Below are 11,453 nucleotides of genomic sequence, written 5' to 3'. Positions count from 1 at the left end.
AAATTTAGAAAATACCGGCCTTGATAAAGACGCTCTTAAAACTCTTTGTGCAGGCTGGCAATGGCATAAAAGATATATTAAATCAAAAAAAACTGGAAGTCGAAATTATTGCCAGGAGCATGAAAGCATTTGCCTTGAAATTGCAGAAGGTTACCTTCAAGAAAAATATAAAATTGTTAAAGAACAGGTTTACCATGATCTCAATCATATTGTGCAGAGTTCAGCAATGGTAGAGTGTATTAACTCCATCATTCGACCATATTTGAATACCTCACGCAATCAAATTTCACAAGAGATGTTGAATCTTATAATGTTTTATCATAATCATCGTCGTTACAATAGCGGTGAAAGGGCAAATAAGACCCCCCATGAAATTTTGAGCGGTAAAAAACAGGAAAAAGATTGGCTTGAGCTTCTTTTCGAGACGATTGATGGTGGCCATGCTTCAACCGGCAATATTGAGTACTCTCTGCATTCTGATTTTTTGTTTTCTCAAAAAAAGCATGATGCTATTTTGTGCTGTGAAGTAAGTGATGATTATTTCTCTACTGTAGAAATGTTGAGATAATCACAATTCATATTTGAGTATAATAAACACGGTATTTTGCTGTGACAAGATAGTTGCGATCAAAATTCTGATGATAAAAACTGTAAAGTACTTTGGGGGTGATATGAAGGATGCCAAAAGATTTATCAAATTATTTATATTTTCACAAATCATTAGGAGATACAAAACCATGAACTTAATTGAACTTCACATTCTTCAATCCTTTCCGGTTTCCTGTCTTAACAGAGATGATGTAGGTGCTCCAAAAACAGCTTATTTTGGTGGCAGCCAGCGGGCCAGGGTTTCCAGTCAGGCATGGAAGCGCCCCATAAGAGCTATGGCAAAGGAATTTGCCCCGGGGGCATTCGCCGGACAGAGAACCCGCTTTATCGTTCGATCCTTAGAGCAAATATATCTGGAAAGCAAGCTTGCCCCCCTGGCTGCCAAGGAACTCGCCATAATTACCGCTGATTCCATGGGAAAGCTGGACGATCCTGAAAAAGGAAATGTTAAGACGTTACTCTACTTCTCCCCCCAGGAACTTGAAAGCGTGACATCCGAGGTACTGGATAAGGATTACGAACCAGTACTCCAGATTGTATTGGATGAAAAAAGCACTAAAAAAGATAAGGATAAAGCGAAGAAAAGTTTGAAGGCTTTTACGGATAAAGCATCCAAAAAACTTAAAGCTAAAGTCAAAGACAATGCAGACATAGCGCTTTTCGGTCGAATGGTAGCTGATGATCACTCATTAATGGTTGAAGGGGCCGGCTTATTCAGCCACGCCCTTTCCACGCATTCCGTTGCCAACGAAATTGACTTTTTCAGTGCTGTAGATGATAACAATACTGCCGATGATGAGGGTGCAGGCCACCTTGGAACAATTGAATTTAATTCAGCCTGTTATTACCGTTATGTTGGTTTGAACATTGACATGCTAAAGGATGATCAACACCTTGCTCACTACGAAAATGACGAATTTAACAAGATTGTGCGGACATTTTTAAAAGCGGCAATCATGGCAGTGCCTTCTGCAAGAAAAAATTCAATGTTTGCGTTTAATCCGCCTGCCTATGTATTAGGATTCAAGCGAAATGGTCAACCATTATCTCTTGTCAACGCTTTTGAAAAACCGGTCAGGAAATCAAAGGAAGGTTATATAACAGAGAGCATCGACAGAATGAATAATCACTGGAATAACTTAGCAGACACATATTGTTTAAAAAAACAAGGCGATATCCAGGTATCTATTCCGAAAAACAATATTGACGATTTTATCATGGCACTTATAAAAGAGGTGCCTTCCAATGAATAATATCCAAAATTGTCTGGGACTTTACCTGGATGCTCCCATGCAGAGCTGGGGATACCAGAGCAGGTTCGACAGGCGCACCAGTTTTTCGTTTCCCACAAAAAGCGGTATCATTGGAATGATTTGCGCCGCCATGGGCGTTGACAGAAGCAGTCCTAATATATTGCAGGATCTGTCAATCCTTAAAATGACCATGCTTATGTTTCAAAACAATGGCAGGCTGACTGATTTTCACACGGTTGGCGGTGGTTGGGACAAAAAATCCAATGCTGGACATATTGTCAAAACGGCTCAAGACCGTGTTGGAAGTACCGTTATCACAAGAAGGGAATACCTTCAGCAATCCAGATATGGTGTGCTTATCATGGGAGAGTCTTTATTTCTGAAAAAAATAGCAGACGCCTTGTATGATCCTAAGTGGGGTATCTGGTTAGGCAGAAAATCCTGTATCCCGGCAACACCTGTATGTCAGGGAATTTTTTCCGACGAAAAGGCTGCAATAAACCATTTAGAAAAAATAGCTGGAAATCAGGTTTTGCGAACCATGGAAGAAGCGGACTGCTTTGAGGAAGGCAGCGACACACTCAATGACATTCCGGTTCATTTTGGAAAACGTAGCTATTCGCCCCGACGAGTCAGGATATGAAGGATTGGTTTCATGCCTATTTTTGAAAAACCGCCGTTGGAAACACTAACCCCGGCCAAGGAGCGCTGGACCCCCATCTACCTTGAGCATGGCAGACTTGAGGTGGATGACTCCAGCGTTAAATGGATTGGCGCTGATAAAACAGTATTAAGATTGCCGATTGCAACCATCAGTGCCTTACTGCTTGGCCCGGGAACAACGATTACACATGCGGCTGTAAAAGCCTGCGCAGACTGTAACACTCCGGTTTGTTGGGTAGGCGCAGAAGGAATGCGTTTTTATGCTTTTGGCGTAACTCCTACACATGATAATGAGCGGGCAAGAATTCAGGCTGCGCTTCATACTTCAAAAAAAAACCGTGAACGTATTGCCCGAAGGATGTTTGTGATGCGCTTTGGGGGTGAGTCAGCTGTTGAAGGAAAAACAATCAAAAAACTTATGGGTATGGAAGGTCACAGGGTCAGAGAGCTTTATACCAGTATGGGCCAAAAATACGGCGTACCCTGGAAAGGAAGAAATTATAACCCGGATAACTGGCAGCTTGCGGATTCCTTGAATAAGGCTATTTCCGCAGCAAACGCATCGTTATATGCCTTAACCACCGCTGTAGTTTCTTCCATGGGATATTTACCACAACTGGGTTTTATACACTCTGCCGGCACCCTGCCCTTTGTTTTTGATATTGCAGATATTTATAAACCGGAAACAACCCTTGAAGCTGCATTTCAGACTATTCGCATTAACCCGAAAGCTACGGAAAAAGATACGCTCACACGCCTTAAACAAATCATAGAACAATCCAGACTTATGTATAGGATGCCCAAAGATATCAGCAGGCTTCTGGCTGAATAAAGAGGTGAATTTTGACCGTTATCATATGCAATGATACCCCTGCTGCCATTCGAGGAATGCTCAAACGATGGTTTGTTGAGCCGAAACCGAATGTTTTTGTGGGAACAGTAAATCGTAGAACTCGAGAAAAAACCATTGAATATATTCGCCGTAATGCACCGGGACTGGGTATGCTGATTTTAGCGACCGCCCCAAACTCACAGGGCTTTTCAATTGTCTCTTATGGTGAAACGCATAGAATTCCAGTGGTTTACGATGGACACTATCTAATTGCTGAAAAGTGGAATGAGGATGACGAATGTTAACGTGCTCTTTTTCCTGTTTTACCGGTCTTTCCAGCGCATCTGAAAAAAAGTTGTGGGAGTTGGGGTGCTTAGCCTGGGATCAATTTGAATATCTACCTGAAAAGACATTTTCCCCCAAAAAAATGAATAACATTCGTTGGCAGATTGATCAGGCTACCATAGCCTTAAAAGCAGGAATGCCGGATTATTTTCTCAACAGATTTGCCAATCCCGATAAAATCAGAGTGTTAGAGAAATTCCAGAAAGAAAGTGCCGTTATTGACATTGAAACAACGGGATTGACGCAAGATTCCGAAATAACAAGTATTGCAGTATTAAAACATGGCAAAATTTTTACATATGTAAAGGATATCAACCTCAGCAATTTCTTGGAATCCCTAAAAGATATAAATTTGATAATCACTTTTAATGGGACCAGATTTGACCTTCCTTTTATAAAAAAGTCCTTTAAAATTGATCTGCCAATACCCCATCTTGATTTATTGCCGGTTTTAAAGCAACTTGGATACGTAGGCGGACAAAAAAAATGTGAAGCAGCATTAGGTTTAAAGAGAAGATTCTCAACCGGCCTTGACGGTAGAGCCGCTGTCAGTTTATGGAAAAGCTGGCAACGCCATCAGATTCAATCAGATTTAAAGCACTTAATATTTTATAATGCTGAAGATGTTTTCATGCTGGAAAAGCTGACTGTTCAAAGTTACAACCTGGCTATGAAAAAATTTCCAATATCCATGAAAATTAAAAGCAGTATTTCTGATAAAATGCTTACTAAAGGGCATATTGTTAATTTTGTTCTTTGAAAATTTGTTAAGACTGGATATTTGCCATAAGGAATTGGATACTACATATAGTATTTTTGTCTACCATTGAGCTACAACATACAGGTGCTTTAGACGTAAAAAGTGCTTATATCCAATGGCAGTGCTGACGCATGACTTTTTATGCTGATTATTGAAATATCAATAGGTTATGATTCAATCTAAGTCAAATTAACGCGAAAGGTCATTTTTCAACTCGTTATTATTACAGCACTTATTTATTCGTGCGTCGGCACTGATCCAATGTTAAGACTATTGAATTTGGATTCAATTAATACTACACTATATTGTATTTTATTAAGTTCTATGACGCAATATATTGGTCTTTTCCCCACACCCGTGGGGATGATCCGCCTCAGGATAAACGGGTTCGACTTATCAGTAACTTTTCCCCACACCCGTGGGGATGATCCGCCTCAGGATAAACGGGTTCGACTTATCAGTAACTTTTCCCCACACCCGTGGGGATGATCCGGAAAGAATAGGGCTTGTCTGACGCATAGTCTTCTTTTCCCCACACCCGTGGGGATGATCCGTCGGGCGTGGAATTCCAGCTTTATGTGCTAACCTTTTCCCCACACCCGTGGGGATGATCCGTTGATCAACCTGCCCTCTACCAGGAGGGCAACCTTTTCCCCACACCCGTGGGGATGATCCGTTTTTTAACCCGTTTGTCCCATCGGTCAATGGCTTTTCCCCACACCCGTGGGGATGATCCGCCCAGGAGGAGGGAACAAATCCGGCCGCGATGCTTTTCCCCACACCCGTGGGGATGATCCGGAACTCTGATGACTGATACGGATTTGATATTACTTTTCCCCACACCCGTGGGGATGATCCGGACAATGCTCAAAAGCAACCCAACGTTGAGATCTTTTCCCCACACCCGTGGGGATGATCCAGAAGAGATGATTATGAATATCACAGGTGCCCCCTTTTCCCCACACCCGTGGGGATGATCCAAAGTTAAAGTCGTTGGAAATTCGTTGTATGCTCTTTTCCCCACACCCGTGGGGATGATCCGTTATTACAGATGATGATTTTCCATCTTTGAGGCTTTTCCCCACACCCGTGGGGATGATCCGCTTTAGTGGTGGTGCGTATGAAGATAGTGACTCTTTTCCCCACACCCGTGGGGATGATCCGAAAAAAAATTCGGCTGCACCTGGATCGGCTGCCTTTTCCCCACACCCGTGGGGATGATCCGGGCCATAGAGCCGCCCGGACCTGCTGGATCACCTTTTCCCCACACCCGTGGGGATGATCCGAAAGTAAATGATAGCCGTCATTAACAGGAAAACTTTTCCCCACACCCGTGGGGATGATCCGTAAAGCCGCTTGGTTAAGGTTTATTTCACGTACTTTTCCTCACACCCGTGGGGATGATCCGTCGATTGATTTTGATGAACCATTAATCTTGTGCTTTTCCCCACACCCGTGGGGATGATCCGGTACATCAGGTGCCAATGGGTATTGATCCGGGTTGGGATTACAACGTGGGGCGGGCGTCGGCGTTGGGGCGTGTCGGTACTTTGTTCATGGACAAACTGACCAGCATGCCTGCCAGGATAGATGCTTCCATGGCAGCAGATTTTCCAGAACTTGCGCTTGATGCCATCGCCGAAGATGTACGTAGCTGGATGAATAATGTCAAGGCCGGGAAGTTATCAAAGGCCGGTGGAAATCGGGTGGTTGGCGCTATGAGTTTGATAACCGTAGAAAAACTCAACGCCATTGGCGTTATGCCGGAAACCGCAGCAATCACCCTGAAGCAGCGCAGCATAAAACATCTGATTGCAGAAGAGCGGAAGGGAGATAAAGCGCTCCCGGAAGAGTTAGTATCTGAAATCGCCGCCTTGCTCCAGGACCCCAAAGCCGTGGTGTAGGACGGTCAAGGAAAGCACCCGGCTCTGCTCTATGTCATATCGGTTCCGATAGAGTGAATGCTGCTGTTTAAGGCTGGGTGGGACAAGCTTAGTGACGGCGTCAAGTTTCTGATCGATAAACAGATGATCCGAATTATAGACATCATCATTGAAAGATCTGCCCTTTTCCTCACACCCGTGGAGATAAATATGAAAAATGCCAGGGGTGGCGACGCCACCCCCTATTCTGATCGTTCTTTATAATCTTCAAACTGAAGATTGATTTACTGTGCTCATGAAGGGCCTTTGGGAAAAGAGGTTGCACAGGAGCCGATACCGGCACCCATAAAGGTGGATGCGCTCATATTTTTTTTTACATCCTTGCTTTTACATTCAGGACAAGTGATCCCCTTTTCATCACCTGCTAAAACAACTCTCTCAAACTCTTTCCCACATTTTTTACACGTATATTCAAAAATAGGCATGGATAAATCTCCTCTATAAAAAGGTGTTGAAATCGAGGCCTTATTTTAATTACTATCTTCATTAAAATCAATAGGTTATCTATAAAAAGGGGTTTTAAGGATAAGTCTCTGATTTTATTGTAAAAGAGGTGATCGATTTTAACACCCTTTATAACTCTTTAAACTTTAACCGAAAAAATAGTTTGTCTTTTTTTTACAACTGATAGGATTTATTGTGCATTTTCTGATGTTCTGAATTAACTTTTCAAAATTGTTTTTTGAACGGTTGGATGTTATAAATCAAAACGAGTGATTTCTACTCGACTATCAAGTTTTTAGGGAATTTGTTCAAATTCAAGGCGGAAACAATTTTTAAACCGGAGGAATATACAATATATTTTGATGAAAACATTTCCCTAATCAGTAAATTACTAAAATGCTGATTTCGAAGTTGCCCATTAACGGTCGACTATACCGGCCGCAGTTGAAATTACTTTCATGCTTGGTGGCTCTGTTGATAGCCCTTTTCATGGGGACGGGTATGCGTTTATGGGAGGTCTCTGACTGGAACCAGCCCACACTGATGGTTGGCGACGAGATCCTCCTCGCTAAACATGACGGCTACGGCTGGCTGGCGGGCGCTAAGCGTATCAATCAGCATAGCTCTACACCGTTTTCCACATGCATCCGGTTGTTGCATGAGGCAACCGACATTCCACTTGACCATATTGCTTTCTGGCTTCCTGCGTTGTTAGCCCCCATGTCCGCATTGCCTGTTTGCCTTCTTGTCCTTTGGTGGGGGATACCCGAAACCGGCATTGTTGCGGGTATCATGGCGGGTTCGTCCATAGGGTATTTTATCCGTACCCGCATTGCCTGTCTTGATACCGATCTGATTAGTCTCTTTTTTCCTTTGTGCCTGGTCGCCGGCTTGATTATGTGGATTGAATCTCTCGCGCCTCAGCCCCGGGGCCGTGGGCACACACCCGCAGCTTCGACCATTCTGTTCCAAGCTCTCCTGCTGGGACTCTTGTTTCGCTGTTATATTGCCTTTTATCCCAGCGGGGAAGCGGTGGGGTTAAGTATTATCGCAACGGCCCTGATGATTGGCGTGATTCTTTCGGCACCCCGATTCCGTCTGCTGGTAGCCGGAGGCATTCTTGTCGTATGCCTCGTAGGGAATGGGGCTTGGTCGGAAACTGCCATTGCCGCCGGACTGGTCATTCTCACTGTATTGCGACCTCAGCTTTTTTTTACCAGGAAAGCAGGGATCACGCTGCTTTTTTTTTTATTGACCGCTTTATGCTGGTATTTTGATTTTGGTGACAAAGCCTCCGATATCTACTTTCACCTCAGCCGTTATGGACGCGTACTTGGCAGTGACGGCGCAGCCTTGTTGCCGCCGGTTATAGAAACCGTCCCTGAGGCCTGTCCCATCAGCCTAAATGGGGCTGTTCTTTTTTTGACCGGTAACTGGCCGCTTTTTATTATCGGTATTGCAGGTTTGGTCATTGTTTTCTGGAAGCACCCCAGTGCGCTGCTGTTGCTTCCACTGTTGGCCTTGGGAATAGGAAGTATCAGGCTTGGAATCCGGTTCACAATTTACGGAGGGGCGGTGCTTGGGATTGGGATCGCCTGCGGCACAGCGATAGGGCTTCGGATGATGCCTGTGCCGCGCTGGGTACCCATCACAGTTCAGTTAGGGTTGCTCATTGCCGTGTGCTGGCCCCTTGTTAAAACCGTTGATGCGTTGGATCCGGAACCTGTTATCTCCAAACCGATAGCCAGTGCCCTGCTTGAGTTGAAGCAGAAATCAGCTCCTGATGCACAGGTGTGGGGATGGTGGGATAAAGGATATGAGGCCCAGTACTATAGTGAACGCATGACATTTGCCGACGGATACCGCAACTCGGCCGAGGCGGTTTTTCCTCCGGCTTATGTCCTCAGCAGCCCTTCTCCCGGCATCGCTTATCAGATGATCGTACGCTCCTTGCTGTTGCAACAGACTGCTGGGCCTGTGAAGGACCAGGGATCAAAAATTCCCATATATCCAAATCCATTTCAGGATATGATACAAAAGATGGCGCCTGAGGAGATCTACCTTTTTCTGCACGGACTTAAATGGCCGAAGGCGGCTTGGTCGCATGATCTGCCGGAACAATATCTGATGCTTACCTGGGACGATCTTCAAAAAGCGCATACTATTCTATCATATGGTACCTGGGATTTTGTGAACAGAAAACCCAGCCCAGGATGTTTTATAATGATCCGGCGACGAACCGAATTTGATATGCGCAAAGGCGTGATGACAGTCAAAAACAAAACGTATCATTTGAGTTCAAAAGACATGATTTCAGCCCAAAAAAAAGCGCATTTTACCTGGCCGCGGAAAAAGGGCTGGCATGCTGTTTTGCAGAAGGATGATGGCATTACTTTCCTTATGGATGATACGGCCTACCATACAATGATGGTACAGATGCTGCTTAACAACCCCAAAAAATTTTCACCCTATTTTGATTTAGTTGTTGATCGATTTCCTTCTGTCCGGATCTACCGCATTAATCCCATTCTTATCAAGTTACCCCAAGGCACAATTCTTTCGGCAGATACAGATTATGCAAAACCTTAAAAGCATTCGTTTACTTTTAACCGGAGGGGAAACCGGGGGCCATCTCTATCCAGCTATAGCTGTTGCCGAGACATTGGCGGAGACTGTTCCAGGATCCGAATCCATTTACGTGGGGGCCGCAGGCCGCATCGATATACAAAAAATCATTGGTGCAAGGTTTATCACCCATTCGCTTTGCATGACCCCCTATGACCGAAAAAGTCTGATGGGAAACATGGTCCTTCCTTGGAATTTTTTGAACAGTGCCCTAAAAGCAAGGCATATCCTGCGGCAATACTGCCCGCATGCGGTAATGGGGGTTGGCGCGTTCCCCAGTGTTCCGGTTGTTTTGGCCGCCTGGATGGAAAAAATCCCCATACTGCTGCTTGAGCCGAATGCGCAGCCTGGTATGGCAAACAGCCTTCTTTCAAAAGTGGCCCAACGTATTTGTGTTACACATACGGGAATGGAGGCCTTTTTTCCACATGATAAAATCGTGGTTACCGGCACACCAGTGCAAAACAGGTTGTTGCAGGATGCTGCAGACAAGCTGCATGGTTGCGAGTTGTTCGGCATTCCCAAAGATGCCCGGACTGTGTTGATCACCGGGGGCAGTATTGGATCTGTTGCCATCAACAGCATGGTCTTGGAGAATTTAAATCTACTTGCCGGTAATATCGGACATCTGATCTGGCAAACTGGAGAGCGGGATTATAGGCGTATCCGAAGGTTACTGGGTAATCACAGCCCCCCAAATTGCACAATTTTGCCCTACATCCCCAAGATGGGACATGCCTATGCCGCTTCGAACCTGGTGGTTTCCTCAGCCGGAGCCGGTAGCCTCGCAGAATTGGCAATGCTTGGCAAACCTGCATTGATAATTCCGGATCCTGACGTTACTGAAAATCATCAACTGAAAAATGCGCGGAACCTGCATGAAAACAATGCCTGTATTCTCATGGACGCAGGAATTGCTTCCCAGCGGATAGCTGCAGCCATTGTTGAACTGCTCAACAGCGATTCAAAGCTTGAACAGCTGAAGACGAATATCCTGAAGTGCGCTGAGTACCGGGCTTCTCAGCTTATTGTAGCTCAAATTCGGCAGGTTGCAAGATAGAGTAGAGGATTTCTTTGGGAGACGAAGAAAAACAGGAAACCGGAGTAATTCATTTTCTGATTTTTCCAGTTTCCTGTCTGTTTTCTTTCGGTTTGCAGTTGAACTTGCTTTTATCTTAGAATTATGGGGGTGGGCGATTCTTGCAGGCAATCATCGCAGCTCACAATGTCTGTACGCCAAATACCTTCCATTTTAATGCATTCTGTGGGAGTCGTCACAGATTCCAAACAACCTCCGTAAGGACCGCAACACACTCCCAGAGAAATGTTGTTACCATAACAGGGACTATTTTCCGGGAGATTAAGACAAGACAGATTCTCGTAGAACTCGCTTGTTTTGAAACTGCTGCACATCTCTTTGGTTATGTTGTCTGTGCAGGTATATTCCCTGTAAAGTGTGAGGGAACAGCAGGCGCCGGTAGGATTGTCGAGAGAAGGGCATTGTTCAGTGGTTAATTCCTTACAGGCCTGATTTTTGTACCAGGTTCCACCAAGCGTATTACACTGGATTTGCGTCCTTGCATCTACACACCTTACCGGTAATCTTGATCCATCATTGGCGGTTGCCGTCAGACAGCATGCGCCCTCTGGTTCTGGGGTGGTGTCACATTCAGTGTTGGAGAGCTCACCACATTGCCGATCGGCAAAAAAGGTTCCCGACAATTTCGTACAATTGCTTTTGAGCATCCCGTTTGCACATTTGGCTGTACCGTTATCATCATAACAACAGGCACCGTATGGGCTGCACTGGGCCTCTGTCAAATCGTCACAGGAGTGACTTTCGGACCAGGTACCCTGGAGCAGATCGCATTTGTACTCAGTCAGACTGTCCAGGCATTGTACCGGGAACACCCCGCTTTCGTTCACATAGGAAATCTTCGGGTGGCAGCAACTGCCCACAGGTGCAGGAACCGGGCATT

General features: G+C 45.0%; 12 protein-coding genes and 1 CRISPR repeat array. Of the genes, 10 read left to right on the top strand and 2 right to left on the bottom strand.

What is annotated here, in order from left to right; translation table 11 throughout:
* From HXW94_RS09765 to HXW94_RS09730, 8 genes are all read left to right on the top strand, one after another.
* Positions 1-568, top strand: a 568-nt coding sequence (locus HXW94_RS09765; RefSeq protein ID WP_178366715.1) for a hypothetical protein, incomplete at its 5' end; no start/stop codon positions are given.
* Between the two features lie 103 nt (positions 569-671).
* Entirely contained in the window at positions 672-1,862 is a 1,191-nt protein-coding gene (gene cas7e / locus HXW94_RS09760) for a type I-E CRISPR-associated protein Cas7/Cse4/CasC (protein ID WP_218576654.1), read from the top strand.
* Positions 1,855-2,505 carry a type I-E CRISPR-associated protein Cas5/CasD gene (gene cas5e, locus HXW94_RS09755; RefSeq protein WP_178366714.1) on the top strand — a complete coding sequence of 217 codons (651 nt, stop codon included), beginning with the start codon at positions 1,855-1,857 and terminating at the stop codon, positions 2,503-2,505. The genes cas7e and cas5e overlap by 8 nt, the downstream gene beginning before the upstream one ends.
* A gap of 12 nt (positions 2,506-2,517) precedes the next feature.
* Positions 2,518-3,357 carry a type I-E CRISPR-associated endonuclease Cas1e gene (gene cas1e / locus HXW94_RS09750; protein WP_178366713.1) on the top strand — a complete coding sequence of 280 codons (840 nt, stop codon included), beginning with the start codon at positions 2,518-2,520 and terminating at the stop codon, positions 3,355-3,357.
* 11 nt (positions 3,358-3,368) lie between these two features.
* Entirely contained in the window at positions 3,369-3,662 is a 294-nt protein-coding gene (gene cas2e, locus HXW94_RS09745; RefSeq protein WP_178366712.1) for a type I-E CRISPR-associated endoribonuclease Cas2e, read from the top strand.
* Positions 3,656-4,462: a ribonuclease H-like domain-containing protein gene (locus HXW94_RS09740; RefSeq protein ID WP_178366711.1), complete on the top strand. Its 807-nt coding sequence runs from the start codon at positions 3,656-3,658 to the stop codon at positions 4,460-4,462. The genes cas2e and HXW94_RS09740 overlap by 7 nt, the downstream gene beginning before the upstream one ends.
* Positions 4,463-4,804: 342 nt before the next feature.
* Positions 4,805-5,931: a CRISPR direct-repeat array (repeat unit 29 nt; unit sequence CTTTTCCCCACACCCGTGGGGATGATCCG).
* A gap of 15 nt (positions 5,932-5,946) precedes the next feature.
* Positions 5,947-6,366 (top strand): hypothetical protein, encoded by a 420-nt coding sequence (locus HXW94_RS09735; RefSeq protein WP_178366710.1) that lies wholly within the window; start codon positions 5,947-5,949, stop codon positions 6,364-6,366.
* Between the two features lie 57 nt (positions 6,367-6,423).
* The gene (locus tag HXW94_RS09730; protein ID WP_178366709.1) at positions 6,424-6,609 is read left to right on the top strand and encodes a hypothetical protein; all 186 of its coding nucleotides are present in this window, start codon (positions 6,424-6,426) and stop codon (positions 6,607-6,609) included.
* A 29-nt stretch (positions 6,610-6,638) separates the two neighbouring features.
* Here HXW94_RS09730 and HXW94_RS09725 read toward each other — a convergent pair whose 3' ends face one another.
* On the bottom strand, positions 6,639-6,830 hold the full coding sequence (locus HXW94_RS09725) for an FmdB family zinc ribbon protein (RefSeq protein ID WP_178366708.1): 192 nt from the start codon (positions 6,828-6,830) through the stop codon (positions 6,639-6,641).
* A gap of 520 nt (positions 6,831-7,350) precedes the next feature.
* Here HXW94_RS09725 and HXW94_RS09720 point away from each other — a divergent pair.
* Both HXW94_RS09720 and HXW94_RS09715 read left to right on the top strand, forming a co-directional pair.
* A complete protein-coding gene (locus HXW94_RS09720) occupies positions 7,351-9,438 on the top strand; it encodes an STT3 domain-containing protein (protein ID WP_178366707.1) in 2,088 nt (695 codons plus the stop codon).
* Positions 9,425-10,534, top strand: a complete 1,110-nt coding sequence (locus HXW94_RS09715) for a UDP-N-acetylglucosamine--N-acetylmuramyl-(pentapeptide) pyrophosphoryl-undecaprenol N-acetylglucosamine transferase (RefSeq protein WP_178366706.1) — start codon at positions 9,425-9,427, stop codon at positions 10,532-10,534. The genes HXW94_RS09720 and HXW94_RS09715 overlap by 14 nt, the downstream gene beginning before the upstream one ends.
* 110 nt (positions 10,535-10,644) lie before the next feature.
* Here HXW94_RS09715 and HXW94_RS09710 read toward each other — a convergent pair.
* Positions 10,645-11,453 (bottom strand): hypothetical protein (locus tag HXW94_RS09710; protein ID WP_178366705.1); only part of this gene is annotated, 809 nt, incomplete at its 5' end.

Source organism: Desulfobacter latus, assembly GCF_013389365.1.
Classification (GTDB): Bacteria; Desulfobacterota; Desulfobacteria; order Desulfobacterales; family Desulfobacteraceae; genus Desulfobacter; species Desulfobacter latus.
Note: the sequence above shows the minus strand (reverse complement) of the source record. Positions and strands in the feature narration are given on the sequence as shown.

What these genes read in the sequence shown, in the direction of transcription:
- cas7e (WP_218576654.1), top strand. Translation starts at nt 672, where the DNA reads ATGAAGGATGCCAAAAGATTTATCAAATTATTTATATTTTCACAAATC.
- cas5e (WP_178366714.1), top strand. Translation starts at nt 1,855, where the DNA reads ATGAATAATATCCAAAATTGTCTGGGACTTTACCTGGATGCTCCCATG.
- cas1e (WP_178366713.1), top strand. Translation starts at nt 2,518, where the DNA reads ATGCCTATTTTTGAAAAACCGCCGTTGGAAACACTAACCCCGGCCAAG.
- HXW94_RS09740 (WP_178366711.1), top strand. Translation starts at nt 3,656, where the DNA reads ATGTTAACGTGCTCTTTTTCCTGTTTTACCGGTCTTTCCAGCGCATCT.
- HXW94_RS09735 (WP_178366710.1), top strand. Translation starts at nt 5,947, where the DNA reads ATGGGTATTGATCCGGGTTGGGATTACAACGTGGGGCGGGCGTCGGCG.
- HXW94_RS09730 (WP_178366709.1), top strand. Translation starts at nt 6,424, where the DNA reads ATGCTGCTGTTTAAGGCTGGGTGGGACAAGCTTAGTGACGGCGTCAAG.
- HXW94_RS09725 (WP_178366708.1), bottom strand. Translation starts at nt 6,830, where the DNA reads ATGCCTATTTTTGAATATACGTGTAAAAAATGTGGGAAAGAGTTTGAG.
- HXW94_RS09720 (WP_178366707.1), top strand. Translation starts at nt 7,351, where the DNA reads ATGCGTTTATGGGAGGTCTCTGACTGGAACCAGCCCACACTGATGGTT.
- HXW94_RS09715 (WP_178366706.1), top strand. Translation starts at nt 9,425, where the DNA reads ATGCAAAACCTTAAAAGCATTCGTTTACTTTTAACCGGAGGGGAAACC.